Here is a 25,772-nt window from a genome sequence, read left to right as displayed (position 1 = left end):
CGCATTTCGCCGGAACCGTTCGCGGCGGGGGGCGCGTCTAGGGGGGCGTGCAGCTTCAAGGCTCCATCGGCGGCAGCGCCGCGTTCCGCGTCCGCGTGACAGGGGGTGTCCTCCTCGTCGCCCATCTCGCGTTCGTCGCCTGGCTGATGCTGCGGCCGCTCGACGTCCCGTGGGTGATGCCGGCCAATCTGCGGCCGCTCGCCACCATCCGCGCCGACCTCGCGCTCGGCGGTGCCGAGGCGGCCCGGCGCATCGGTGAGGGGCTGGCGCTGCTGGCCCCCCTCGGAGTGCTGCTGCCGCTGGTGCACGGCAGGACCGATTCCTCGCCCGTGCCGTCCTGGGTCCGTACGACCGCCGCCGGCGCCCTGGTGTCGCTCGGCATCGCCCTCCTGCAGACCGGTGTGCCCGGCCGCGTGGTGGACGTCGACACCCTGCTCCTGAACACCCTCGGCGTGGCGCTCGCCCACGTCGCGCTGGTCCCCGCGGCGCGCGCCCGTCTCCGTCGCAGGGCGGAGCGGCGGGGCGTGCCGTCCGTACGCCCGCAGGACGCCCCTCAGGGACGGACCCCGACGATTCCCAGGGTCGGGATCGCCCCTTGGAGCGACGCTTTGCCCCCTTCGTCTCCGTAGCGTGGTCGTCAGACGGGGCCGCCGACGGGGAGGCCCCGCACCGACAGCCCACGGAGGCACCGAGATGAGCGCCCTTTCCCGCCCCACCCACGGCCGCGTGATCGGCGGAGTGTGCGCCGCCCTGGCCCGCCGCTTCGGCACCTCCGCGACGACGATGCGCGTGATCTTCCTGCTCTCCTGCCTGCTGCCCGGCCCGCAGTTCCTGCTCTACATCGCGCTGTGGATCCTGCTGCCCGCCGAGGGCAGGGCGGCGCGCACGGCCTGGTAGCCGCAGCACACGACGCCGCCGGGGCGCACCCTGAAGCAAGGGGTGCGCCCCGGCGGCGTACCGGCACCACTGCCGGCGCGGGTGCGGCTCAGCCCAGCGGCAGGCCGTTCACCGGCAGGCCGTGCGTGGGCAGGCCCTTCACGGGCAGCCCGCCGAGCAGGCCGGCGACGGGGGCGGTCGGGCCGTGCTCCAGCATGTTCTGGGCCACCGGCTGGGCGGCGGCGAGGCCCGTCTCGACGGCCGGCTTGGCCTGGTTGAGCGCCTGGCCGGCACCCGGGAGCGTCTTGGTGACGTTCTCCGTGGGGAGCGCCTTGCTGACGGTGCCGAGCGCCTGGCCGGCGTCCGGGGCGGCCGGCGCGGCGTTCGCGGCACCCGCGCCGGCCGCGGCGAACGCTGCACCGAGGGCGGCGACACCGAGGGTCTTGACGGCAGACTGCTTCATGTAAATGCGTCCTTGACTGGAAGACGGGGGACTGAGCGGTCCTCGACCGTAAACACGGCGAGTGCCGCACCGCAAACATCGAAATGCGGACGGGTTGTGAATCCCGTTCGCGGCACAGCCCCTCCGCATATGCGGGTTCAGTCCTCCAACTCCGTAGAATCGCTGGTGGAAGCGGTCTGCCGGAACAGCCATTCGGATTTCAGGGCCGCGTATCCGGGTTTGAGGACGTCATTGATCATCGCCAGTCGTTCATCGAAAGGAATGAACGCTGATTTCATCGCATTGACGGAGAACCACTGCATGTCGTCGAGCGTGTAACCGAATGCGTCGACAAGGTGCTCGAATTCCCGGCTCATGCTCGTACCGGACATGAGCCGGTTGTCCGTGTTGACCGTGGCGCGGAAGAACAGCCGCCGCAGCAGACCGATCGGGTGCTCCGCATACGAGGCGGCGGCGCCGGTCTGGAGGTTGGAACTGGGGCACAGTTCCAGCGGGATGCGCTTGTCCCGGACGTAGGCGGCCAGGCGTCCGAGTTCGACCGTGCCGTCCTCGCGGACGTGGATGTCGTCGATGATCCGCACCCCGTGTCCCAGCCGGTCGGCGCCGCACCACTGCAGTGCCTGCCAGATGGACGGCAACCCGAAGGCCTCCCCGGCATGGATGGTGAAGTGGTTGTTGGCCCGCTTCAGGAGCTCGAAGGCGTCCAGGTGCCGGGTGGGCGGGTAGCCGGCCTCGGCACCCGCGATGTCGAAGCCGACGACCCCCGCGTCCCGGTACCGGTCGGCGAGTTCGGCGATCTCCAGGGAGCGGGCGGCGTGCCGCATGGCGGTGAGCAGGGCGCCGACGCGGATGCGGCGCCCCTGCGCGAGCGCGGCCCCCTCCCCTTCCCTGAAGCCTTGGTCGACCGCCTCGACGACCTCCTCGAGGCTCAGCCCGCCCTCCAGGTGCTGCTCGGGGGCGTAGCGCACCTCGGCGTAGACGACACCGTCCGCGGCGAGGTCCTCGGCGCACTCGCGGGCGACCCGGACGAGCGCGTCGCGGGTCTGCATCACGCCGACCGTGTGCGAGAAGGTCTCCAGGTACCGCTCCAGGGAGCCGGAGTCCGCGGCCTCGCGGAACCACAGGCCGAGCTTCTCCGGGTCACTGTCGGGCAGTCGGGAGTAGCCGCCGGCGCGGGCCAGTTCCACGACGGTCGCGGGACGCAGCCCGCCGTCGAGGTGGTCGTGCAGCAGAACCTTGGGCGCCCGGCGGATCTGGTCACGGCTCGGGACGCTCCCCCGGTGTGCGGGGGCACTCCCCGGCCGGGCAGGCTGGCTCGTCATTTCCGCACTGTAACGCCTACGCGCGTAGAAAGCGCGGTACCCGGGGCCGTGCGTGCGTGCAGTCGTACGGACCGCCGGGTGTACGCCACTTGGGTGACCGGTACGCGCCCGTGCGCCTTGGTCGATACGTAACGGTGACCGCACGGACGGGTCGCGTACACCAGGCCTTCTGACACTGTTCTGTCATGGCACAGCAAGCGACGCCGGTTCGCACGGCCCGGCTGGGGAGGACGCTCGGCCCGGAGCCGACAGCGGTGAGCGGAGCGGTGCTGCTGCTCCCGGCGGGCCGGGAGGTGTCCGCGCGCGGGCCCTCCGCACTGGCCGCCGCCTCCGTGCGCACGCTCGGGCGCGGACTGGCCCGCGCGGGCCGCGCCGAGGGCCTTGCCACCCACGTGGTGCGCTACCGCTACCGCGGCTGGAACGGCAGCGAGGCCCACCTCGCGCACGACGCCACCTGGGCCGTCGAGGAGACCGTACGGCGCTACGGGGACGTCCCCGTGTGCCTGGCCGGGCTCGACATGGGCGGCCGGGCGGCGCTGCACGCCGCCGGGCACGAGGCCGTCAACTCGGTGGTGGCGATCGCCCCCTGGCTGCCCGAGGACGACGTCGCCGCCTCGCCCGAACCGGTGAAGCAGCTCGCCGGCCGGCAGGTGCTGATCGTGCACGGCACGAACGACGAACGCACCGACCCCGAGCTGTCCTTCCGGTTCGCGGAGCGCGCGAAGAAGGCGAACCGTGACGTCTGCCGCTTCGAAGTCCACGCCGACGGGCACGGGTTGCGCCAGTACCGGGACGAAGTACGCGCGCTCACGGCGAACTTCGTGATGGGCGCGCTGTTCGGCCGTGTGCTGTCGCGGCCGGTGCAGGACGCGCTGGCGGCACCGCCGCCGCTCGGGCTGCGGATGCCGCTCGCGGCGGGGTTCGGCAGGTCGCTGCGGCAGTGACCCGCCGGCAGGGCCTCCCCGCGGCGGCGCACCGGGGCCTCGGCGTCGTCGTCACGGGCTACGGCAGCAGTCTGCCCCGCCGGGAGAGCAGGAACTTCTTGAAGGCCGCCACCGGTGGCGTGTCCGGGTGGCCCTCCAGCCAGGCGACACCGATCTCGCGCACCGCGCGCGGCGCCGTGACCGTCAGTTCGGCCACTCCCGGCCGGGGCACCGCCGGCGGCGGCAGGAGGGCGACCCCGAGCCCGGCCGCCACCAGTCCCCGCAGGGTCTCCGTCTCCTCCCCCTCGAAGGCGATCCGCGGCGTGAAACCCGCCTCCCGGCACAGCGCGTCGGCGATCCGGCGCATGCCGTAGCCGGGCTCCAGGGTCACGAAGGTCTCGTCGGCGGCCTCGGCCAGCCGGACGCGGCGCCGGGTGGCGAGCCGGTGGTCGGCGGGGACGACCAGCCGCAGCTTCTGCTCGTCCAGGCGCCGGGCGACGAGGCCGGGGGCGTCGGGGACCGGTGAGGTGAGGCAGAGGTCGAGTTCGCCCGCGCGCAGCCGCTCCAGCATCGCCTCGCCGTAGTTCTGCACCAGGCTGAAGCGGACGCGGGGATGGTCGGCGCGGAAGGCCTGGAGCAGCCCTGGCACGGTCTCGGCGCCCATGGTGTGCAGGAAGCCGAAGGCGACCTTGCCGGTGGCCGGGTCGGCATCGGCGCGCACCTCCTCGGCGGCGCGTCTGACCTCGGCGAGGGCGCGTTCGACGGAGCCCAGGAAGGTGCGCCCGGCGGGCGTGAGGGACACGGTACGGCCGCGCCTGGCGAACAGATCGACGCCGAGGTCCTGCTCCAGGCGGACCATGGCCCGGGACAGGGTGGACTGCGGGACCCGCATCTCCTGCGCGGCGCGGGTCACGTGCTCGGTGCGGGCGACACCGGCGAAGTACGCGAGCCGGGGCGCGAGCAGCCGCGTGACCTCCTCGCCGCTCCTCGTCATGACTTCTGTGTCACCGGACGGTGACACGCGCCGCTGTGACCTCTGCTGATGCACCATGGGAACGATTATGGCGAGTCCATGCATTGGACGGATGAACGCGGGCTTCCTACCGTCGAAGCATGTCTCCCGCCGATACCGGGGCGTCCACCGTCGTGGGCGCCGCGTCCGCCGCCCCCACCGCCTCTTCCGCCACCCCTCCTGACGCGTCCGCCGCTTCCCCTGGCGCCGACTCCCGGATGGCGCCGGGCGGCCCCGGCTACCGCCGGATGAGCCTCGCCCTCTTCCTCGCCGGGGTCGCCACCTTCGCGCTGCTGTACTCCACGCAGGCACTGCTCCCGCTGATCTCCGGCGAGTTCGGGGTGGCGGCGAGCGAGGCGAGCTGGACGGTGGCGGCGGCGACCGGGGGTCTCGCGCTCTTCGTCCTGCCGATGAGCGCGCTGTCGGAGCGTTTCGGGCGGCGTACGGTGATGACGGCGTCGCTGGCGGTCGCGGTGGCCGTCGGCCTGCTGGTGCCCTTCGCCCCCTCGCTTGGCGCGCTGGTGGCGCTGCGGGCGCTGCAGGGCGCCGCGCTCGCCGGACTGCCGGCCTCGGCGCAGGCGTACCTGGCCGAAGAGGTCCGCCCCAAGGCGCTGGTCACGGCGATCGGCCTGTTCGTGGCGGGCAACAGCGTGGGCGGGATGAGCGGCCGGGTCATCACCGGCTGGGTCGCCCAGGAGTGGGGCTGGCGGGTCGCCGTCGGCATCGTCGGCCTGATCGCGGTGGCGTGCGCGGTGGCCTTCCGCGTGCTGCTGCCGGCGCCGCGCCACTTCACGCCGGGCTCGCTGCGCCCGCGCGTGCTGGCCGGCACGGTCCGCGACCACCTGGCCAACCCGCTGCTGCGCCGTCTGTACGCGATCGGCGCGCTGTTCATGACGGTGTTCGGCGGGGTCTACACGGTGATCGGGTACCGCCTGACCGAGGCGCCGTTCTCCCTCCCGCAGGGCATCATCGGGTCGATCTTCCTGGTGTACCTGGTGGGTACGGTGTCGGCGTCGACGGCCGGCCGCCTGGTGGGCCGGGTGGGCCGCAGGGGCGCGCTGTACCTGGCGGGCGGCACGACGGCGGCGGGGCTGGTGGTGTCCCTGCTGGACTCCGTCGTCCTCGTCCTGCTGGGCCTGGTGCTGATCACGGCGGGCTTCTTCGCCGGCCACGCGGTCGCCTCCTCGGCGGTCAGCAGGACCGCCGCCCACGGCCGCGCGCAGGCCTCCGCCCTCTACCAGTCCGCGTACTACATCGGCTCCAGCGTCGGAAGCACGGTCGGCGCGACGGCCTTCCACGCCCAGGGCTGGGGCGGGACCGTCGGGGTGGGTCTCCTCGCGGTCGCGGGCGTCGTGACGATCACTGTGCTCGGCTCGCGGGCGGCCCGGCGCGCGGGAGCGCGGGACGGGCGCACGGAGCCGGCGGCGGCGTAGACGACCGCGAGGGGCAACGGCGGTCGCGGCGGACGCGATGGCGGTCGCGGCGGACACGCCCGATGGTCGCGACACTCGCGGCGGACGCGGTGGTCGCGAGAGCGACAGACACGGCGGATGCGACGGACGCGGACGGTCGCGAGAGCCGCAGCGGACGCGGCGGATGCGACGGACGCGGACGGTCGCGAGAGCCGCAGCGGACGCGGCGGATGCGACGGACGCGGACGGTCGCGAGAGCCGCAGCGGACACGGCGGATGCGACGGACGCGGACGGTCGCGAGAGCCGCAGCGGACGCGGCGGATGCGTCGGTCGCAGTGGTGGCGACAGACGCGACGGACGCGGTCGTCGAGCGTGCCGGCCATCCTTTGGCCTGCTGTTTCTTCCAGTCCGGGGGCCGTTGTCAGTGGGCTGCGGTAGCTTCCGAAGTGGCTGGGTGCGAGGACGCACCCCGGACATGACGGCCACAGGGGTGGGTGGACGACGATGGGCAACGGCGCGGCGGCGACGGCGGACCTCGACATGCAGCTGGAGAAGTACCGGGTCGAGCTGACCGGTTACTGCTACCGCATGCTCGGTTCGTCCTTCGAGGCGGAGGACGCGGTCCAGGACACGATGGTGCGCGCCTGGCGCAGCCATGACCGCTTCGAGGGCCGTTCGAGCCTGCGCTCCTGGCTGTACCGGATCGCGACCAACGTGTGCCTGGACATGCTGTCGGCGGGCAACAAGCGGGCCAGGCCGATGGACCTGACCGAGTCGACGCCGCTGGCCCGGGCCGCCCTGGCGCCCCGCCCCGACAACACGTGGCTGGAGCCGGTGCCGGACGGCCGGGTGCTGCCAGCCGTCGAGGACCCGGCGGAGGCGGCGGTCGCCAAGGAGTCCGTGCGGCTCGCCTTCATGGCCGCGCTCCAGCAGCTCCCGCCCAAGCAGCGTGCGGTACTGATCCTGCGCGAGGTGCTGGCCTGGAAGGCGAGCGAGGTCGCCGAGCTGCTGGGCACGACGGTCGCCTCGGTCAACAGCGCCCTGCAACGGGCCCGCGCCACGCTCGCCGAGCGCGACGACGCCGGTGCCCGCGCCGCCGTGTCCGACCCGCTGGACGAGGGGCAGCAGAAGCTCCTGGAGCGCTACGTGAAGGCGTTCGAGGGGTACGACATGACGGCGCTGACGGCGCTGCTGCACGAGGACGCGATCATGACGATGCCGCCGTTCGACCTGTGGCTGACGGGTTCGGCGGACATCACCGGCTTCATGACGACGATGGGCGCGGCCTGCGCGAACTCGCGGCTGGTGCCGGTCGAGGCCAACGGCCTGCCCGCCTTCGCCCAGTACAAGCCGGACCCGGACAACGGCGGCTACGCCCCCTGGGCCGTGCAGGTGCTGGAGATCTCAGCGGGCCGGATCGCCGGGTTCCACTGCTTCCTGGACACCCAGCGGTGGTTCCCGCTCTTCGGGCTCCCGCTCCACCTCGAAGGCGAGGCCGACCAGGTTCAGCAGGGCGTGTAGCGCGGGGTCCGGGGCGCGCAGGCGGATTCGTCCGCCTGCCCGCCGGGCGGCGAGCTGGAGCCGCGCCAGCAGGTCGACGGCCGCGAGGCCGGGCGGCCCCAGCCCGCCGACATCACAGACGACGACCGGGGGCGGTCCGGCTTCGAGCAGCGAGCGCACGTCGGCGCAGAGCCCGGCCACCTCGTCACGCGTGACGGGGCCGGGCAGCACGAGCACGGCGGGTGTCCTGGCATCCACGTGCGGTAGACCGGCGGCCCCACCGGAACTCATCGCCCGCGCGAAGAGTGAGTACGCCCTTTGAGTACGCGCGCTCAGGCCGGGACCCGCCGTCCGGCAGCAGCATGTCGCGCATGAGACAAGGTCCGTCCTCCCCACCCGCACACCACCCGCGGCCGACCGGGCTCGGTCACAAGGGCCGCAGGGGCCGCAGGCTCCGGGCGACGTTCTCCGCAGCCCTCATCGTGGCCGCCGCCCTGTCACTGGGAGCGGGCGTGACGGCGCGGCAGTGGTGGGACGGGGAGTCGTACCCGGTCGCCGACCCGTCCGTCACCGCCGACCGGCTGGACGCCCGTACCCGTGAGGTCTACGCGGCCCTCGGCCTGCCGGAGGCCGCACTGGACGACCAGTGGCTGCGCCAGGGCCGCAGGACGGGGGCCGACTGCCCGTACACCGGCCTGAGCCACCTGGCGGACCAGCTGAAGGACACGCCTGTGAGCGTGCCCGGTGTGATCACCGTCAGCAGCGAGTGGGCGCTGAAGGACGTCACACACCGCGCGGGACAGGCGGCGCTGCGGCGGGCCCGTACGGAACTGCGGCGGCAGGACTGGAAGGTCACCGCGTCTACGGCGGTCAACGGGGACGTGTCCCTGCTGGCGACTCCGCCCGGCAGTGACGCGAGCGTGTATGTCCGCACCTACCCCCACGACCGCCTCGCCGTCTCCGCGTCCTCGGGCTGCGCCCGCGTTCCGGAGGGAAGGTCGGTCGGCGAGCGGGGAGCACTCGACCTCCCGCCCCAGCGGCTGCCGGACGGGCTCCGCCGCTGATCCGCCCTGCCCCGGCGGAGATCACATTGACCCGCTCCCTCGCCGCCGCGGAAGGTGGGCGGCATGCGCCGACGATCAGCACCGCCCCTACCGCCCCGGATACCTGACGGCCGCCCGTCCGCCGAGGGGGCCGCGTGCGCGGGGTGCTGACCGGGTTCGCGGTCATCGCGGTCGTCATCGGCGTCGGGTACGTGCTCGGCCGGCGCGGTTCGCTCGGCGACCAGGGCCGGGAGGTGCTGACCCGGCTGGCCTTCCAGGTGGCCACCCCGGCGCTGCTGTTCACGACACTTGCGCGGGCCGACCTGTCGGTGGTGTTCTCCAGCCGGCTCCTCGTGACGGCGATGAGCACGGTGGCGGCGGCGGGCGTCTTCACGACGGTCGGCGTCGTCCGGCGCTGGGGGGTGGGCCGCACCACGATCGGCGCGCTGTGCTCCAGTTACGTCAACTCCGGCAACCTCGGCATCCCCATCGCCGCGTACGTCCTCGGCGACGCCTCGCTGGTGGCGCCGGTCCTGCTGTTCCAGCAGATCGTCGTCACGCCCGTCGCGCTGACGGTGCTCGACCTCGCCGGTGCCGGCGAAAAGGGCCCGCTGTGGCGGCGGCTGCTGACGCCGCTGCGCAATCCGATCGCGGTGGGCGCGCTGAGCGGTGTGGCGGTCTCCGCGAGCGGGGTGCGCGTCCCCGGCCCGGTTCTGGAGCCGCTGAACCTGATCGCCGGCATGTCCGTCCCGGCCGTCCTGCTGGCCTTCGGCATCGCCCTGCGCGGCAGCGCGGCGCCGGGCCGGGGGCGGGACCGCCATCCGGTGCTGCTTTCGGTGGCGCTGAAGTCGGTGGGCCAGCCGGTGGCCGCCTGGGCCCTGGCGGCAGGCGTCTTCGCACTGCACGGCGCCGCCCTGCTGGACGTGGTGGTGACCTCGGCCCTGCCCGCCGCACAGAACCTGTTCACGTACGCCGGCCGCTACCAGGTCGGTGAGGTACTGGCCCGCGAGTCGATCCTGCTGTCGACCGTCCTGGCGGTTCCTGTGCTGGTGGGGGTGGCGGCGGTGCTGGGGTGAGGGGGCGTCAGCCGGCCGGGAACTCGCTGGTGTCGAGGACGAGGCCGAAGGGGGCGGGGAGTTCGACCGGCTCACCGAACTTGGCCGTGACCAGGGGGACGGGGTGCGGGAGCGGGTGACACGGTGATGATCCCCTCGATGATCTCCACCTTGCTGCCCTCGGGCCATTCCATCTCCTCCCAGAACCGGACGAGGTCGTCCCAGCTCTGGTCGGGGTCCTGGCTCACGGTGAGTGCGCTCATGGCGGTTTCTCCCATCGGTGCGTCACCGATCCCAGCATGCCGAACGGGACCGGTGGAGGTCCACCGGTCCCGTTCACCCAGACGGGGAAACCCCAGGTCAGGCGATACGTTCCAGCACGACCGGGGACGCGGTGAAGTCCGTGCCGGACGGCGCGATGTCGTACGAGCCCTCCGTCGCCTGGAGCGCGTACTCGAAGCGTTCGGGGGTGTCCGTGTGCAAGGTCAGCAGGGGCTGGCCCGCGGTGACCGTGTCGCCGGGCTTGGCGTGCAGTTCCACGCCCGCCGCCGCCTGCACCGGGTCCTCCTTGCGGGCGCGGCCCGCGCCGAGGCGCCAGGCGGCGACGCCGATGTCGTAGGCGTCCAGGCGGGTGAGGACGCCGGAGGTGGCGGCCGTGATCACGTGCTGCTCCTTCGAGGTGGGCAGCGGCGCGTCCGGGTCGCCGCCCTGCGCGGCGATCATGCGGCGCCAGACGTCCATCGCCGAGCCGTCCGCCAGCGCCTTGGCCGGGTCGGCGTCCTTGAGACCGGCCGCGTCCAGCATCTCCCGGGCGAGCGCGAGGGTCAGTTCGACGACGTCCGCCGGGCCGCCGCCCGCCAGGACCTCCACCGACTCGCGGATCTCCAGCGCGTTGCCCGCCGTGCGGCCGAGCGGGGTCGACATGTCCGTCAGCAGCGCGACCGTCCGCACGCCGTGGTCGGTGCCGAGGCCGACCATGGTGGACGCCAGTTCCCGCGCGTCCTCGATCGTCTTCATGAAGGCGCCGGAGCCGACCTTGACGTCCAGGACCAGCGAGCCGGTGCCCTCGGCGATCTTCTTCGACATGATGGAGGAGGCGATCAGCGGGATCGCCTCGACGGTGCCGGTCACGTCCCGCAGGGCGTAGAGCTTCTTGTCGGCGGGTGCGAGGCCGTCGCCCGCCGCGCAGATGACGGCGCCCACGCCGTCCAGCACGGACAGCATCTCCTCGTTGGAGAGCAGGGCGCGCCAGCCGGGGATCGACTCCAGCTTGTCCAGGGTGCCGCCGGTGTGGCCGAGGCCCCGGCCCGACAGCTGCGGGACGGCCGCCCCGCAGGCGGCGACCAGCGGGGCCAGCGGCAGGGTGATCTTGTCGCCGACGCCGCCCGTGGAGTGCTTGTCGGCGGTGGGCCGGGTCAGGGAGGAGAAGTCCATGCGCTCACCGGAGGCGATCATCGCGGCGGTCCAGCGGGCGATCTCGCGGCGGTCCATGCCGTTGAGCAGGATGGCCATGGCGAGCGCGGACATCTGCTCGTCGGCGACCTCCCCGCGGGTGTACGCGTCGATGACCCAGTCGATCTGCTCGTCGCTGAGTTCGCCGCGGTCCCGCTTGGTGCGGATGACGGAGATGGCGTCCATGGCCATGGTTGTTCGCTTCCTTCCGGGGTGCGAAGGTCTTACTGGAAAACGGTGCGGCCCCTCCGTGCCACGACGGGGCTCGCCCGGCGGGTTCGAAGGGGCCGCGCCTGTGTCACTTGGCGAGATACTCGGGGCCGAAGGCCTGCGGGAGCATCTGCGCCAGCGGCAGGATCCCGGCCGGGGTCTCCAGCAGCAGGTCGGGGCCGCCGAACTCGTACAGCAGCTGCCGGCAGCGCCCGCACGGCACGAGGATGTCGCCGTTGCCGTCCACGCAGGTGAAGTGGGTCAGCCGGCCGCCGCCGCTGTTCTGGAGCTGCGAGACGAGACCGCACTCGGCGCACAGGCCGATCCCGTAGGAGGCGTTCTCGACGTTGCAGCCGGTGACGGTACGCCCGTCGTCGACCAGGGCGGCGACCCCGACCGGGTAGCCCGAGTAGGGGGCGTAGGCCCGGCTCATCGCCGCCCGCGCCTCCTCGCGCAGGCCCGCCCAGTCGACGGTCGTCGCGTCCTGTGTCACTTGCCCTGTCCCTTCCGGTAGCGCAGTCCGTCGGCCTTGGGCATCCGCAGCCGCTGCGCCGACAACGACAGCACCAGCAGGGTGACGACGTACGGGGTGGCACCGACGAAGTCGCTCGGCACCTCGTCCGTGAACAGGTACCAGAGCAGGACGAGCACGGCCATGACGGCACTGATCACACCTTGCCACAGCGCCTTGCGGTACAGCTTCCAGCCGGCCAGCGCGGCGAGCAGCACGACCAGGAGGAGGAGCAGCGCGTGCACGGTCTCACCGCCGTTGCGCAGTTGCAGCGCGTCGGAGAAGCCGAACAGGCCCGCGCCCATCGCGAGGCCGCCGGGACGCCAGTTGCCGAAGATCATCGCCGCGAGGCCGATGTAGCCGCGCCCGCCGGTCTGGCCTTCCAGGTAGGTGTGCGAGGTGACCAGGGCGAGGAAGGCGCCGCCGAGACCGGCAAGACCGCCCGAGACGGCCACGGCCGCGTACTTGTACGTGTAGACGTTGACGCCGAGGGATTCGGCGGCGACGGGGTTCTCGCCGCAGGAGCGCAGCCGCAGTCCGAACGGTGTGCGCCACAGCAGCCACCAGCTGCCGGCGAACAGCAGCACGGCCAGGATCGTCACCACGGACAGGTTGGTGACCAGGCCACCGATGATGCCGGCGAGGTCGGAGACCAGGAACCAGTGGTGCTTCTCCAGTGACGCGAGGCCGTCGGAGAGGCCGGGCACGGTGACGTGCGGCAGGGCGTCCGCGGGCGGTGACTGCTTGGGGTTGCCGCCCGCGTCGGCGGCCTTGCCGTCGGCGAAGAACAGCTTGGCGAGGTACTGGGTGGCGCCGAGCGCGAGCAGGTTGATGGCGACACCCGAGACGATGTGGTCGACGCCGAAGGTGACGGTCGCCACGGCGTGCACCAAGCCGCCGAGGACACCGAAGCCGATGCCGCACAGCAGCCCGAGCCACGGGTTGGTCTGCCAGCCGATCCAGCCGGCGCCGAAGGTGCCGAGGATCATCATGCCTTCGAGGCCGATGTTGACGACGCCGGACCGCTCGGACCACAGGCCCGCCAGGCCGGCGAGGCCGATCGGGACGGCGAGGCCGAGCGCGGCGCTGACCTGTCCCGCGGAGTCGAGCTGGTCGGCGCCGGTGATCACCCGGACGGCGGCCACGAGCAGCAGGGCGCCGGCGACGAGCATGAGGATCTGGCCGAAGGAGCGGCCCGAACGCCCGGCTGCGGCATCCGCCTTGGGCGCCACGGGCGGCGGCGCGTCAGTCATCGTGGCAGTCATCCCGCCACCTCCTGCTTCGTCTTCGGAGCGATGGCCTGGGCGGCGAGTTCGGCGCCGACCCGCTGCTGCTGGCGCTTGAGGCCGTAGCGGCGGACGACCTCGTAGGCGATCACGACGCACAGGACGATGACGCCCTGGATCACGCCGAGGATCTCCTTGTCGTAGCCCTGGAACTCCAGGTGGTTCGTGGTGCGCTCCAGGAAGCCCCACAGGAGGGCGCCGAGGGCGATGCCGATCGGGTGGTTGCGGCCGAGCAGCGCGATGGCGATGCCGGTGAAGCCGATGCCCGCCGGGAAGTCGTTGCTGAACTGGTGGCTGTCGTTGAGCAGGGTCGGCATGCCGATCAGACCGGCCACCGCACCAGAGATGATCATGCTGGTGGCGACCATCTTCTTCACCGACACACCGCTCGCGGCGGCCGCGCTCTCGGACTGGCCGACGGTGCGCAGGTCGAAGCCGAACCGGGTGCGGCCGAGTACGAACCAGTAGGCGACGCCGACGAGCGCGGCGATGACGATGAAGCCCCACAGCTCACCGGCGGCGCCGGTGTCGAAGCCGAAGAAGTACGACGAGTTCGGCAGCGGCTTGGTGGAGACGAGGGTGCCGCCCTGCTGGAGCTCGCCGAGCTTTCCGGGCTGGAGCAGGTAGGCGATGATCGCGGTGGCGATGGAGTTCAGCATGATGGTCGCGATGACCTCGCTGACACCACGGGTCACCTTCAGGATGCCGGCGATGGCCGCCCACAGGGCGCCGGTCGCCATGGCACAGAGGATGATCAGGGGTACGGCGATCCAGCCGGGCGCGCTCAGCGCGCCGCCGAGGACGGCGGCCACGAACGCGGCGAGCCGGTACTGGCCGTCGACACCGATGTTGAACAGGTTCATCCGGAAGCCGATGGCCACCGCGACGCCCGCCAGGTAGTACGTCGTCGCCTTGTTCAGGATGTAGACCTGGCTGTCGCTCGCCGAGCCGTAGGTGATCATGTCACTGAACGCGTCACCGGGGTTCTTGCCGGTCGCGAGGATCACCAGCGTGGTGACGACGAGCGCGGCGACGACCGCCAGCAACGGTGCCGCGATCCCGAGGAGCAGCCGCTCCTTGTCGATGCGTGAGGTCAGCTTGTTCATCGCTCGTCGTCCTCTGTCTGCTCCAGGTGGCCGGCGGCGGCGCCCGTCATGGCGGAGCCCAGCGCCTCGGGGGTGACCGTGGCGGGGTCGGCGTCGGCGACCAGACGTCCGCGGTACATCACCCGCAGGGTGTCGGAGAGCCCGATCAGCTCGTCCAGGTCCGCGGAGATCAGCAGCACGGCCAGGCCCTCGCGGCGGGCCTCGCGGATCTGGTCCCAGATCTGCGCCTGGGCACCGACGTCCACGCCGCGGGTGGGGTGGGCGGCGATGAGGAACTTCGGGTTGTGGCTCATCTCGCGGCCGACGATCAGCTTCTGCTGGTTGCCGCCGGACAGGGAGGCCGCGGTGACCTCGATGCCGGGGGTGCGGACGTCGTAGGCCTGGACGATCCGCTGGGTGTCGGCGCGGGCGGCCTTGATGTCGAGCAGGGCGCCGCGCGAGTTCGGCTTCTCGGCGACGTGACCGAGGATGCGGTTCTCCCACAGCGGTGCTTCCAGGAGCAGGCCGTGGCGGTGGCGGTCCTCGGGGATGTAGCCGATGCCGGCCTGGCGGCGGCTGCGGGTCGAGGTCTGGGCGATGTCGGCGTCGTCGAGCGTGATGGCACCGGTGTCGGGCTTGCGGATGCCCATGATCGCCTCGACCAGCTCGGACTGGCCGTTGCCCTCGACGCCGGCGATGCCGAGGACCTCGCCCTTGCGGATGGTGAAGGAGACGTCGTCCAGGATGACCCGCTCGACGCCGTCCAGATCGGTCTGGGTCAGACGCAGGCCGTCCACGGTGAGCATGGGGACGTCCGTGACGGTGGACTCCTCGGTCTCCGGCGTGGGCAGTTCGCTGCCGACCATCAGCTCGGCGAGCTGGCGGGGGGTGGTCTCGCGCGGCTCGACCGTGCCGACGGTGGTGCCGCGCCGGATGACGGTGATGTCATCGGCGACGGAGAGCACCTCGCCCAGCTTGTGGGAGATGAAGATGACGGTGAGGCCCTCGGCCTTCAGCTCGCGCAGGTTGTCGAAGAGGGCGTCGACCTCCTGCGGCACGAGCACGGCGGTCGGCTCGTCCAGGATGAGCGTCTTGGCACCGCGGTAGAGGACCTTGAGGATCTCCACGCGCTGGCGGTCGGCGACGCCCAGCTCCTCCACCAGCACGTCCGGGCGGACGTTCAGGCCGTACGCGTCGGAGAGTTCCTTGATCCGGGCGCGGGCCCGGCCGCCGATGCCGTGCAGCTTCTCCGCGCCGAGGACGACGTTCTCCAGGACGGTGAGGTTGTCGGCGAGCATGAAGTGCTGGTGGACCATGCCGATGCCGCGGGCGATGGCGTCGCCGGGATTGCTGAGGACGACCTGTTCACCGTTGACCGTGATGGTGCCCTCGTCCGGCTGCTGCATGCCGTAGAGGATTTTCATCAGGGTCGACTTGCCGGCACCGTTCTCGCCGCACAGTGCGTGGACGGTGCCCGTACGGACCGTGATGTCGATGTCGCGGTTGGCGACGACGCCGGGGAAACGCTTGGTGATGCCGCGCAGTTCGACGGCAGCGGGAGGGCTGGACGCGTTGATGGCGCACTCTCCTCGGGGAAAGGGGCTGCGTGGGGAGGGCAGGCGTCGGCGACGCTAGCGCGGCAACTCGGCGCTACACGCGTAGAGTTGACACATTGTTATGGCCCGGCGCGGGGTGCCGAAGCGGGCACTCCCGCGCCGAGCCGAGATCCGGCGACCGACCGGGACCGTCAGGTCACGGAGTGGTCTTGACCTTGGTCTGGCCGTCGACGATCTTCTTCTTCGCGGCGTCCAGCTTGGGCTGGATGTCGGTGAGGAAGCCGCCGCTGGTGGACAGCGAGACACCTTCCTTGGCGAGGGAGTAGACGCTGTTGCCGGTCACCGGCTTGCCGTCGCGCACCGACTTGATGAGGTCGTAGACACCGACGTCGACGTTCTTGACCACGGAGGTCAGGATCGAGTTCTTGTACTTCGCCAGGCCCGGCACGTTGTACTGGTCGGAGTCCACGCCGATGGCCCAGGCGCCCTTGACGCCGCTGACGGCCTCGATCGCGCCGTTGCCGGAGGAGCCGGCCGCCGTGTAGATGACGTCGGCGCTCTTGTCGAGCATGCCCTGCGCGGCTTCCTTGCCCTTGTCGGGGCTGGCGAAGCCGGAGGTGTCCGAGCCGTGGGAGAGGTACTGGGTGTCGACCTTGATCTTCGGGTTGGTCTCCTTGACGCCCTGGACGAAGCCCGCCTCGAACTTCTTGATCAGCGGGACGTCGACACCGCCGATGAAGCCGACGTGGTCCTTCTTGGTCTTCAGCGCCGCCGCGACACCGGCCAGGTAGGAACCCTGCTCCTCGGTGAAGGTGATGCTGTCGACGTTCTTGCCGTTCACGACCGAGTCCACGATGCCGAAGGTGGTCTTCGGGTACTTCGCGGCGACCTTGGTCAGCGAGGGCGCGTAGGCGTAACCGATGGCGACGATCGGGTTGTAACCCGCGTCCGCCAGGTCCGACAGACGCTGCTCGCGGTCGGCCTCGGTGTCGGAGGTCTTGGCGGTCAGCTCCTTGACGGAACCGCCGAACTCCTTCTCGGCCTTGTCCGCTCCGCGCGCGGCGGAGTCGTTGAAGGACCGGTCACCACGGCCGCCGACGTCGTAGGCGAGACCTATCTTGACACCCTTGCCGCCGCCACCGGAGGACGAGCTGGTGCTGTCGGAGGAGGTGCTGCCACAGGCGGTGGCAGTCAGTGCGAGTGCTGCGGAGGCGATACACGCAGCGGAAAGCTTGGCAACCCGGCGCACGGGAAGGCTCCTTCACCTGACCTGAGCGCCATGTCGGCGCTTGATGGGAGCACCGTTTCGGTGCTCCGGCCGAAGCGCCCTGGCGGCTTCGGCCTCGGCATCGTAACGCGCGTAGATGTCAGAAAAAGACCTCTTCCAAAGCCGTTATCGATTCGAGGCAAACGGCGTCTGAACGCCGGGTCCTGCGGGGACAGGACGGGTGTCCCGGACCTGCGCGGGGGCTCTCACCCGCCCGGCGGGCGGGGTGTCCGCCTGGCCGGAAACCGCCTCTGCCGTCACTGCGGGGCCGACCGCAGGGGCGCCCTTGGGACGCCCCCGCGGCCGCGGGCTGTCACCTGAGGGTGGCGCCCGGTGAGCCGGGCGCCACTCAGTGCCCCGGATGCAGCAGCGCCGCCGCCGTGAAGAGTTCCACGCCCACGCGGATCGCGGACTCGTCGGCGTCGAAGTCGCCCTGGTGCAGGTCGCGCAGGGTGCGTTCGCCGGGGGTGCGGACGCCGAGGCGGGCCATGGCGCCGGGGACCTGTTCCAGGTACCAGGAGAAGTCCTCGCCGCCCAGGCTCTGCTCGGTGCCCTCCACGGAGGCCTCGCCGCGCCGTGCCGTCATGGCCTCGCGCAGCAGTTCGGTCACCACCGGTTCGTTGACGACCGGCGGCACCCCGCGCACGTAGTTGATCTCCGACTTGGCCTTGTGCAGGTTGGCGACCTCGTCGATCGCGGCGACCACGATGTCGGGGGCGTGCCGCCAGGCGTTGATGTCCAGGCAGCGCACGGTGCCGGCCAGCTCGGCGTGCTGCGGGATGACGTTGGGGGCGTGGCCCGACTCGATCCGGCCCCAGGTGATGGCGAGCCCGGCGCGGGTGTCGATCCGGCGGCCGACGAGCGCGGGCACGTCCGTGACGACGCGGGCGGCGGCGGTGACCAGGTCGGTGGTCAGGTGCGGCCGGGCGCTGTGCCCGCCGGGGCCGTCCAGGGAGACCTCCAGGCGGTCGCAGGCGGAGGTGATGGCGCCCTGGCGCAGGCCGATCATCCCGGCGTCGACGCGCGGGTCGCAGTGCACGGCGATGATCCGGCTGACGCCGCTGAGCACGCCGGCCTTGATCGCCTCGGCCGCACCGCCGGGGAGCACCTCCTCGGCGGGCTGGAAGATCAGCCGGACGGGGCGGGGCAGCAGCCCCGCGCGGTGCAGCTCGGCGAGGACGAGGCCGGCGCCGAGCACGACGGTGGTGTGCACGTCGTGGCCGCAGGCATGGGCGCGGTCGGGCACCGTCGAGCGGTAGGGGGACTCGCTCTTGGTGTCCGGGATCGGGAGCGCGTCGATGTCGGCGCGCAGCGCGAGCATGCCGTGGGCGGCGTCCGCCCCGGCGGCGTCATCGCCGATGCCCGCGTCGTCGCCCGCGTCCCTGCCGATGTCACAGACGAGGCCGGTCCCTGAGGGCAGCACGCGGGGCTTCAGGCCCGCCTTCTCGAGCCGCTCCTTGATCGCAGCGGTGGTGCGGAACTCCTGGTTGCCTAGCTCGGGGTGCATGTGCAGGTCGCGACGGAACGCGACGAGCTCGGCGAACAGTGCCTCCGGCAGGGTGCCGGGAAGGGCGGTTTCCGCGGGGTGGTCGGCCTCGGACTCTGGGGACATCAGCTGGTTCACCCTCTGAAGGGTATGACGCCGGGACGGTCAACTGCCCATCGATCAACAAAAGTTCAGCCCGTCAGGGGAAAGAATGACCGGCCGTCGGCGCATAGGTATCGGCTGGGATGGGTACACTCGCCCGTCTTGACCGGCCGGGTGCACGCCTTTTTGTTCTTTCCTCCAGGCATACCACGTACCGTCCGGGTCCCGCCCGAAATGTTCGCCTGCTGGACGTCCGGACGGCCGTGGTGTCCTCCTCGCCGTGCCTGGTCGCGGTCGCCTACGACCGGGCGCGGTGGCTGCGGGCGAACGCCTCCGCCCGGGTACGCCGTCCGGGGTCGAAGGCGTCGGTGGCGCCCGCGCCCTCGTTGCCGGGGCCGGTGTTCCAGCCGTCGACCTTCCGGGCGACGCCCTTCACCTTCGGGTGGCCGGGCGCGTAGGCGATCTCGAAGTGGGACTCCTTGGGGACGGTGAAGTCGCCGCCCCAGGCCACCACCCCGTCCAGCTCGGCGAGGATGTCGCGCACGACGGTCAGCTCCCGCGGGTACAGGCCGCCTGAGACGCCGAGCGGGTACGCGGCGGGTCTGATCACCAGGGCGGTGCCCGAGAGGTGGTTCGACTCGTACGGTTCCCGCACCCGTCGGTCGGTGCGGTGGCCGCGGACGTCCGACTCGCGCAGCTGCTGGATCTCGTAGTGGTACCGGCGGGCGACGTGCAGCAGGATCGTCGCGGCGTCACCGCCGGCGAGGCGGACGGTCCGGCCGCTGCCTTCGATGCCGTGCTCCTGCGCCGCGGCCAGGATCTCCCAGCCGTTGGCGGAGCGGTGCCCGGCCCAGGTGCGGGAGGCGGGGGCGGCGGAGGCGGGGGCCGCCGGGCCGAGGGTGGTGAGGGTGGTGGCGGCGAGGCCGGTGGCCGCGCCCGCGGTGGCGCCGACGAAACGGCGCCTGGTCAGCTCGTTCACGTTGTGCCCTTCTTGGTTCGTCGTTGCAGGACCGCCATCCGCACGGCCACGCCCAGGCAGACCAGCGCCAGCAGCGGCAGGACCACCAGGGCCGGGTTGACCCAGGACGGGACCAGGTCGTGGGTGGCGCTGCACCTGTCGTGCAGGGGGAACCACCGCTCCCCCTCCTGTGCGTGCGCGGCGCGGTACGCGCTGTCGTAGAAGGCGCCGTCGCGGTGGCAGGCCTCCTCGGCGTCCAGCGAGGTGCCCGCCAGTGCGCCGACGAGCCAGGTGACCGCACCGGCCGCCGTGCAGAGCACGGCCGTCCCGGTGAACCAGCCCGCGCTCTTCCAGCGGCCGGTGAACAGGGGTCTGCCCCACAGCCAGAGCACGGGCAGGACCGGTACGGCGAGACACAGGAGGGTGGCGATGGCGTCCATGGCTTCTAGCGGTCGGCTCCGGCGGCCGCCCGCTGCCGGGCGGCCCTGAGGTAGTTCTGGAGGTTCCTGCGGTACGTGGCGGCCAGGGTGTTCTCCAGGCCGGTGAGGGCGAGCATGCGGTCGCTGAAGCCCAGGCAGAACGAGTCGAGCTTGTCGCTGCCGCCGGGCAGGTTGATCAGCACGGAAGGAAGCATGGCACCGGAGGCCATGATCAGTTTCTTGCGGGCCAGGTCGACGGTGAGGTCGTCGGCGGCGGTGAGGATGTTGCGGCAGGACTGGTTGCAGTTGCCCGCGCTCTGCCAGCGGCGGTCGAAGTGGTCGCGGAAGCGGTGCAGGCCGCCGCCGCCGTTGTACTGGGCCCTGACCCATTCGACGACGTTCTGCTTCTTGTCGGCGACGGCCTTGCCCAGCAGGTAGCCGTCGGCGTCCTCGACCATGTCGGTGAAGCCGAAGCTGGAGACGACGGCCGGCTTGGCGAGTTTGGCGTCGCAGAAGGTGTGGCCCGAGGCGTACTGGTCCTCGGAGTTGCGCCAGTCGGCGTAGAAGGTCATGATGTCGCCGCCCCAGCCCGCGATGTCGCCGCCGGTGGCGGACTTCTTGTCGTCGGGGTCGGAGTTGACGAGGAAGCCGTTGGCGGTGGCCATCAGGTGGGTGGCATCGAGGTCGTAGCCGGAGACGGGGTCCTTGAAGGACTGCACCACCGACATGCCCCGGCTGTTGCAGTAGTCGACGAAGCCCGAGTCGTAGCTGCCGGCCAGCCACCACCAGGCCGCGCCCTGGTACTTCTCGTGCCGGATGTACTCCATGACGAGCCGGCTGGGGTCCTTGTCGCCGCCGTAGGCCTGGGCCAGGCCGTACAGCTTCTCCACGTAGGCGATGAAGCCGTCGGCGGGGCCCGCGTTGTCGCCCACGGAGGAGGACCCCGGATCGCCGCCCTTGGCGGTGTCGCGCCAGACGTCGCGGTCCAGGTCGAAGGTGTCGCTGCCGTTGGTGACCTTGAACTCCTTGATCTGGTTCACGCTCCAGTTGTCCGGCAGCGGGAAGCCCAGGTTTCCGGAGAAGCCGTAGGACATGCCGGAGACGAAGGAGTAGCGGGCCAGGGTCCTGCGGGTCACGTTGGTGCAGACGTTGCGTGAGCCGTAGACGCCGTGGAAGTACTTCTTGCCCTGGCTCGCCAGGCCCGCCGCGACCCCGTTGAAGTAGGCGACGATGCCCTGCGGGGAGCCGTCGATCTCGTCCTGCGTGGCGTCGTAGTCGCAGGCGAAGTAGATGGTCGTGCCCCGGTTGAAGCCGTAGCCGGTGGCGAGCTGGTGGGCGTTGAGGGCGTGCTGGTAGCCCGCGGTGTAGGTGAAGTCGGACAACTGGCGGGCGTTGTCCTGGTAGATGGGGTAGACGCGCAGGCCGGCGTCGAAGATGGTCTTCAGCTCGCCGGGCTTGATCTCCTTGTCGAGCGTGGAGCCCGGCGGGTCGTACAGGTAGCGGCCGACGATCCCGTAGCCGTTGTCGTGCAGCCACTTCGCGCGGGAGGCGGTGATCTCGAAGCGCGTGTCGCAGCCGTGCGCCTCGCGGTCGGGGTCGCCCATGGAGACCAGGAGCTGGCACCAGGTCGCGTAGTCGCCCGCGCCGGAGTCGGCGAGCTGGGAGAACCGCTGGAAGATCTGGACGTACTCGGTGGTCTTGGCGTCGTAGGTGTCCTTGAAGCTGGTGCGGACCTCCTGGTCGTCCAGGCCGTGCAGGATGACCGGCTCGTTGAAGACGCAGGCAGCGGTGAACAGCTGCACGAAGATGCCCGAGTCACCCTCGCGGACCGGGTGGGCGCGCAGACCGGCCTGGGTGCCGGGGCCGAAGTTGCCGGTGGGGCTCAGCCCCAGCTCGTACTGGAGGGCGACCATGAGGGCCTTCTGCACGTCCCGGGAGTAGATCCCGTCGCAGGGGCCGATGGAGAAGGCGTCGCGCTGCCAGTAGCGGCTGTTGAGCCACTGCTGGATGCCGCGGATCTTGTCGGTGCCGCCGGCGACGACGACGTAGGCGTCCATGTTGAGGATGCACTTGGCGAGTTTGGCGTCGATGGTGCCGTCGCCCTCGGGGATGCCCATGTTGGAGCGCAGGCTCTTGACGGCCTCCCGGGTGACGCCGGTGAACCAGCCGTAGCTGTCCGGCTCCACCGCCCAGTAGCCCTTGCAGAACAGGCCGTGCTCCAGGATGGCGACGATGTTGCGGTTCTTGTCCCAGCCGAAGCCGATCTCGCCGAGCGCGGCGAACTTGGCCAGGGTGGTCGGGCCGAAGGAGGCGACGACGGGGTCGATGCCCAACTCGTGCTGGAGGCCCATCACGAGGGAGTACATGGTGGACCAGCCGGTCCGGCCGTCCTCGGGACAGCGGACGTAGCCGTTGACGTTGCCGTAGGTGGCGTTGACCCACTGCTGGGCCTCCAGGACCTTGGCGTCTGCCATGGGTGCAGCCTTTCTTCTCACAGGAAGCGGCAGGGGCCACCGGCCGCCGCGCGGCACCCGGGCCGGGCGGCGGCCGTGACCTCGTTGGGACCGTAGGCGGGTCCTCTCTCCGCGGACTCTCCGCCGCCGGGGCCGCGACCGGACCGGCCCGTTGATACGGCTCCCGCAGGGGCCTAGATTGATCTGCCGGGACGCCGCCGCACCTGAACACACCATGAGGTGGGCGGCCCTGACGGGGAGACAGCAGAGGGCGAGGCCACCACCATGGCTGCACGACTGACCATCCGGCTGCTGGGCCAGGTAGCCGCCCACGCCGCCGGGGAGCGGGTCCCGGTCACGGGGCGGCGGCAGCTGAAGTTCCTCGCGGTCCTGGCGCTGGACCCGGGGCGGACCGTGGGCCGGGAGACCCTCATCGAGCAGGCCTGGGACGGTGACCCGCCCAGGACCGTCACCGGGCAGTTGCAGAACAGCGTCTGGATGCTCCGCGGCGTGTTCGAGCAGGCCGGCGTCGGACGCTCCGCGCTGACCTCGCACGGCACCGGCTACCGGCTGCGCGTGGCGCCCGCGTGCGTGGACCTGTTCGCCTTCCGGGACGCGGTCCGTGAGAGCAGGGCGCTGCTGGCGGCGGGCGACGCACCGGCCGCCGCCTCGGGCCTCGACCGGGCGCTCGGCCTGTGGCAGGGGCCCGCGCTGGCCGACCTGGACTCCGACCGGCTGCGGGCGCGCGGGCGGGCCCTGGACCGGGAGCGCACCGCCGCGCTGGAGCTGCGCGCCCAGGCCGACGTGCTGCTGGGCCGGTTCGCGGAGGCCGTCGCGCAACTGGAGGAGCTGATCGCCGCCGACCCGTTGCGGGAGGACCTGCACGCGCTGCTGATGCGCGCCTTCTACGGGGCCGGGCGGCAGGCCGACGCCATCGCCGTGTTCCACCGGGCCAGCAGGGCCCTGCGGGAGGAGATCGGCGTCGCGCCGGGCCGGCTGCTGCGCAGCACGATGCGGGCCGTCCTCGAAGAGGACCTCCAACTGGCCTGAGCAGCCGCTCGGTTCGGCGCGCCGCTCAGTCGGGCAGGACCGCCCCCGCGACCCGCTGCACGTCGCGGGCCGTGCCCGTCACGCCGGACAGGAAGCCCTCGGCGCGCGGCGACGCGGTCGCCGTCAGCCAGCTCGGGTCTATGTCGCAGACGGCGACGCGGACGTCCGTGCCCGCCAGGGCGAGCGGCAGCGTGTGCACGACCGTGGAGGGGAAGCTGACGACCGTACGGCCGATCGGGCCGCGCCGGGCGATCAGTTCGAGCGGCAGTTCGGGGCGGACGACCTCCAGGCCCGTCTCCACCGCCAGCCGGTGCAACTTGTCCGCGCTCTCGCGGCGGTGCGCGAAGTAGCGGGTCGCCCCGTGCGCCGCGGCCAGGGCCCGCACGGCGGCGAGGTAGCGGTCCCCGTCGACCACGCCCGTCTCGACCAGTGACGTGCCCACGAGGTCCGCGCCGCCGGTGAGGCGGGGCGGACCGAACCGGGCGCGGGTCCACACGAAGTGGTTCGCGGTGACGGTGACACCGTCCGGGGCCTCCTCGATCGGCATGGAGGAGAAGACCTCCACCCGCCGCCCGCCGCGCCCGCTGTCCGGCACCAGCCGGCGGCGGGCGGCGGCCGAGACCGGGGCGAACAGCAGGTCCCGCGGGCCGGCCCGGCCGCCCTTGCGGTGCCAGCGCACCAGCCGTTCACCGCGGGCGAGCTGGGCGACGAACTCCATGGTGGCGGTGCCGTCGTCCACGACGACCAGGTCGCGCGCCCGCGTGATCGTCAGTAGCAGCTGCACGTAGCGGGAGAACGGGTCGCCCATCACCACCCGGTCCGCCCGCCGCAACGCCCCCGTCAGCCCGCCGATGGTCTGGAACGGCGCCGTCGCCCCGCCCCGCGCCTCCTCCCAGCGGACCTCGTACCCCTCGTCCCGAGCCAGCTCCGCCATGCGCCGCAGCTGGCCCCGGGTCATCGGGTCGGTCGGGGACAGCACGACGAGGGTGAGCCGGTCACGGGCCCCCGCCCCGGCAGCCTCGGGCGCACCCCCGGCCGTCCCCCGGTCCGCTGAAGGGCCCGTGAGGCCCCCGCCTGCGGTCCGGCCGGTTCCCCCACCGGCATCCGCACCCCTGGCCCCCACGGAGCCCCCACCGGCATCCGCACCCGTGACCCCCTCGGAGCCCCCGCCCGTGCCCGCTGCGGGGCGCCCGCCGGCGGCGAGACCGTGGGCGTGGGCCCACTCCAGGACGTTCAGGAGCTGGACCGGGCTCTCGACGAAGGCGAGGGTGCTGGTGGGGGGCGGGGAACCGGTGGAGGCGGGGCCGGTGGTGCCGGTGGTGCCGGCGCGGGGGCTCATCGGCGTACGACCGTTTCGTCGCGAGGGGGTGAGGGGCTCGGTCTCACACCGCGACCGGTTCGCCCGCCGCCGCGGCGATCTCCGCCTCGGCCACGACACCGGAGACCCGGCGCAGCTTCTTCATCGGGCCCAGCTCGGAGTCGTAGACCTTCTTCACGCCGTCGCCCAGCGACGCCTCGATGGTGCGGATGTCGCGCACGAGGCGCGTGAGGCCCTGCGGCTCTACGGAGGCGGCCTGGTCGGAGCCCCACATCGCGCGGTCCAGGGTGATGTGGCGCTCGACGAAGGCGGCACCGAGGGCGACCGCGGCGAGCGTGGTCTGCAGACCGGTCTCGTGGCCGGAGTAGCCGATCGGGACGTTCGGGAACTCCTTCTCCAGCGTGTTGATCACGCGGAGGTTCAGCTCCTCGGCCTTCGCCGGGTAGGTGGAGGTGGCGTGGCACATGAGGATGTTGTCCGAGCCGAGGACCTCGACCGCGTGGCGGATCTGCTTCGGGGTGGACATGCCGGTGGAGAGGATGACCGAGCGGCCGGTGGCGCGCAGGGCGCGCAGCAGTTCGTCGTCGGTCAGGGAGGCGGAGGCCACCTTGTGGGCGGGGACGTCGAACTTCTCCAGGAAGGCGACGGCCTCGGTGTCCCACGGGGAGGCGAACCAGTCGATGCCCTTCTCCTTGCAGTACGCGTCGATGCGGCGGTACTCGTCCTCTCCGAACTCCACGCGGTGGCGGTAGTCGATGTAGGTCATCCGGCCCCAGGGGGTGTCGCGCTCGATGTCCCACTGGTCGCGGGGGGTGCAGATCTCCGGGGTGCGCTTTTGGAACTTGACCGCGTCGCAGCCGGCTTCGGCGGCCACGTCGATCAGCTTGAAGGCGTTCTCCAGCTCGCCGTTGTGGTTGATGCCGATCTCGCCGCAGATGTAGACGGGCCTGCCGGGGCCGACCTCGCGCGAACCGAAGGTGCGCAGGCGGGAGTTGGTGCTCATGAGGGGTTC

At 71.9% G+C, this 25,772-nt stretch carries 24 protein-coding genes and 1 pseudogene; 8 read left to right on the top strand and 17 right to left on the bottom strand.

The genetic code is table 11. The features are described from left to right. Positions 1-47 precede the first annotated feature (47 nt). Both ACFC02_RS05465 and ACFC02_RS05460 read left to right on the top strand, forming a co-directional pair. On the top strand, positions 48-629 hold the full coding sequence (locus ACFC02_RS05465; RefSeq protein ID WP_376352506.1) for a VanZ family protein: 582 nt from the start codon (positions 48-50) through the stop codon (positions 627-629). 64 nt (positions 630-693) lie between these two features. Then, positions 694-897, top strand: a complete 204-nt coding sequence (locus ACFC02_RS05460) for a PspC domain-containing protein (RefSeq protein WP_376352503.1) — start codon at positions 694-696, stop codon at positions 895-897. A gap of 88 nt (positions 898-985) precedes the next feature. On the opposite strand, the gene ACFC02_RS05455 is transcribed toward ACFC02_RS05460, so the two are convergent. Further along, positions 986-1,339: an ATP-binding protein gene (locus ACFC02_RS05455; protein WP_376352500.1), complete on the bottom strand. Its 354-nt coding sequence runs from the start codon at positions 1,337-1,339 to the stop codon at positions 986-988. A gap of 137 nt (positions 1,340-1,476) precedes the next feature. Further along, positions 1,477-2,661 carry an adenosine deaminase gene (locus tag ACFC02_RS05450; protein ID WP_376352498.1) on the bottom strand — a complete coding sequence of 395 codons (1,185 nt, stop codon included), beginning with the start codon at positions 2,659-2,661 and terminating at the stop codon, positions 1,477-1,479. Between the two features lie 185 nt (positions 2,662-2,846). On the opposite strand from ACFC02_RS05450, the gene ACFC02_RS05445 reads away from it, so the two are divergent. Continuing rightward, complete coding sequence (locus tag ACFC02_RS05445; protein WP_376352495.1) at positions 2,847-3,605, top strand: alpha/beta hydrolase; 759 nt, start codon at positions 2,847-2,849, stop codon at positions 3,603-3,605. Positions 3,606-3,663: 58 nt separating this feature from the next. On the opposite strand, the gene ACFC02_RS05440 is transcribed toward ACFC02_RS05445, so the two are convergent. Beyond that, the gene (locus ACFC02_RS05440; RefSeq protein WP_376352492.1) at positions 3,664-4,635 is read right to left on the bottom strand and encodes a LysR substrate-binding domain-containing protein; all 972 of its coding nucleotides are present in this window, start codon (positions 4,633-4,635) and stop codon (positions 3,664-3,666) included. A 62-nt stretch (positions 4,636-4,697) separates the two neighbouring features. Between ACFC02_RS05440 and ACFC02_RS05435 the strand changes: the two genes are divergently transcribed. Continuing rightward, the gene (locus tag ACFC02_RS05435; RefSeq protein WP_376352489.1) at positions 4,698-6,029 is read left to right on the top strand and encodes an MFS transporter; all 1,332 of its coding nucleotides are present in this window, start codon (positions 4,698-4,700) and stop codon (positions 6,027-6,029) included. Positions 6,030-6,513: 484 nt separating this feature from the next. Continuing rightward, entirely contained in the window at positions 6,514-7,530 is a 1,017-nt protein-coding gene (locus ACFC02_RS05430) for a sigma-70 family RNA polymerase sigma factor (RefSeq protein WP_376352486.1), read from the top strand. On the opposite strand, the gene ACFC02_RS05425 is transcribed toward ACFC02_RS05430, so the two are convergent. Continuing rightward, positions 7,414-7,800, bottom strand: a complete 387-nt coding sequence (locus tag ACFC02_RS05425) for an STAS domain-containing protein (protein WP_376352483.1) — start codon at positions 7,798-7,800, stop codon at positions 7,414-7,416. The two genes, ACFC02_RS05430 and ACFC02_RS05425, sit on opposite strands and share 117 nt — an antisense overlap. A gap of 80 nt (positions 7,801-7,880) precedes the next feature. Here ACFC02_RS05425 and ACFC02_RS05420 point away from each other — a divergent pair, with 80 nt between their 5' ends. Both ACFC02_RS05420 and ACFC02_RS05415 read left to right on the top strand, forming a co-directional pair. After that, a complete protein-coding gene (locus ACFC02_RS05420) occupies positions 7,881-8,573 on the top strand; it encodes a hypothetical protein (RefSeq protein WP_376352480.1) in 693 nt (230 codons plus the stop codon). A 134-nt stretch (positions 8,574-8,707) separates the two neighbouring features. After that, positions 8,708-9,628 (top strand): AEC family transporter, encoded by a 921-nt coding sequence (locus ACFC02_RS05415; protein WP_376352477.1) that lies wholly within the window; start codon positions 8,708-8,710, stop codon positions 9,626-9,628. Between the two features lie 98 nt (positions 9,629-9,726). On the opposite strand, the pseudogene ACFC02_RS05410 reads toward ACFC02_RS05415, so the two are convergent. The 11 genes and pseudogenes from ACFC02_RS05410 to ACFC02_RS05360 form a co-directional block, all read right to left on the bottom strand. Then, positions 9,727-9,870 (bottom strand): annotated as a pseudogene (locus ACFC02_RS05410) (Uma2 family endonuclease); the annotation flags it as partial. Between the two features lie 97 nt (positions 9,871-9,967). Then, a complete protein-coding gene (locus ACFC02_RS05405) occupies positions 9,968-11,251 on the bottom strand; it encodes a thymidine phosphorylase (protein WP_376352475.1) in 1,284 nt (427 codons plus the stop codon). Between the two features lie 106 nt (positions 11,252-11,357). Next, entirely contained in the window at positions 11,358-11,762 is a 405-nt protein-coding gene (locus tag ACFC02_RS05400; protein ID WP_376352472.1) for a cytidine deaminase, read from the bottom strand. Next, entirely contained in the window at positions 11,759-13,045 is a 1,287-nt protein-coding gene (locus ACFC02_RS05395) for an ABC transporter permease (protein ID WP_376352469.1), read from the bottom strand. The genes ACFC02_RS05400 and ACFC02_RS05395 overlap by 4 nt, the downstream gene beginning before the upstream one ends. Then, a complete protein-coding gene (locus ACFC02_RS05390; RefSeq protein WP_376352466.1) occupies positions 13,042-14,172 on the bottom strand; it encodes an ABC transporter permease in 1,131 nt (376 codons plus the stop codon). The genes ACFC02_RS05395 and ACFC02_RS05390 overlap by 4 nt, the downstream gene beginning before the upstream one ends. Further along, a complete protein-coding gene (locus tag ACFC02_RS05385; RefSeq protein WP_376352569.1) occupies positions 14,169-15,695 on the bottom strand; it encodes an ABC transporter ATP-binding protein in 1,527 nt (508 codons plus the stop codon). Before ACFC02_RS05385 ends, ACFC02_RS05390 begins: the two co-directional genes overlap by 4 nt. Before the next feature lie 208 nt (positions 15,696-15,903). Then, on the bottom strand, positions 15,904-16,956 hold the full coding sequence (locus ACFC02_RS05380; protein WP_376352464.1) for a BMP family protein: 1,053 nt from the start codon (positions 16,954-16,956) through the stop codon (positions 15,904-15,906). Positions 16,957-17,323: 367 nt separating this feature from the next. Next, a complete protein-coding gene (locus ACFC02_RS05375; protein WP_376352566.1) occupies positions 17,324-18,586 on the bottom strand; it encodes an amidohydrolase in 1,263 nt (420 codons plus the stop codon). A gap of 274 nt (positions 18,587-18,860) precedes the next feature. Then, the gene (locus ACFC02_RS05370) at positions 18,861-19,541 is read right to left on the bottom strand and encodes a hypothetical protein (RefSeq protein ID WP_376352461.1); all 681 of its coding nucleotides are present in this window, start codon (positions 19,539-19,541) and stop codon (positions 18,861-18,863) included. Beyond that, positions 19,538-19,960, bottom strand: a complete 423-nt coding sequence (locus ACFC02_RS05365) for a hypothetical protein (protein ID WP_376352458.1) — start codon at positions 19,958-19,960, stop codon at positions 19,538-19,540. The genes ACFC02_RS05370 and ACFC02_RS05365 overlap by 4 nt, the downstream gene beginning before the upstream one ends. Positions 19,961-19,965: 5 nt before the next feature. Beyond that, on the bottom strand, positions 19,966-22,413 hold the full coding sequence (locus tag ACFC02_RS05360) for a glycoside hydrolase domain-containing protein (RefSeq protein WP_376352455.1): 2,448 nt from the start codon (positions 22,411-22,413) through the stop codon (positions 19,966-19,968). A gap of 264 nt (positions 22,414-22,677) precedes the next feature. On the opposite strand from ACFC02_RS05360, the gene ACFC02_RS05355 reads away from it, so the two are divergent. Continuing rightward, a complete protein-coding gene (locus ACFC02_RS05355) occupies positions 22,678-23,442 on the top strand; it encodes a BTAD domain-containing putative transcriptional regulator (RefSeq protein ID WP_376352453.1) in 765 nt (254 codons plus the stop codon). Between the two features lie 25 nt (positions 23,443-23,467). On the opposite strand, the gene ACFC02_RS05350 is transcribed toward ACFC02_RS05355, so the two are convergent. Both ACFC02_RS05350 and ACFC02_RS05345 read right to left on the bottom strand, forming a co-directional pair. Beyond that, complete coding sequence (locus ACFC02_RS05350; protein WP_376352450.1) at positions 23,468-24,781, bottom strand: hypothetical protein; 1,314 nt, start codon at positions 24,779-24,781, stop codon at positions 23,468-23,470. 43 nt (positions 24,782-24,824) lie between these two features. Further along, positions 24,825-25,763 (bottom strand): N-acetylneuraminate synthase family protein, encoded by a 939-nt coding sequence (locus ACFC02_RS05345; RefSeq protein WP_360979382.1) that lies wholly within the window; start codon positions 25,761-25,763, stop codon positions 24,825-24,827. Positions 25,764-25,772: the final 9 nt, after the last annotated feature.

This window comes from Streptomyces sp. NPDC056160, assembly GCF_042268205.1.
Lineage (GTDB): Bacteria > Actinomycetota > Actinomycetes > Streptomycetales > Streptomycetaceae > Streptomyces.
The sequence above is the reverse complement of the archived record's forward strand: the minus strand, read 5'-3'. Positions and strand labels throughout refer to the sequence as shown.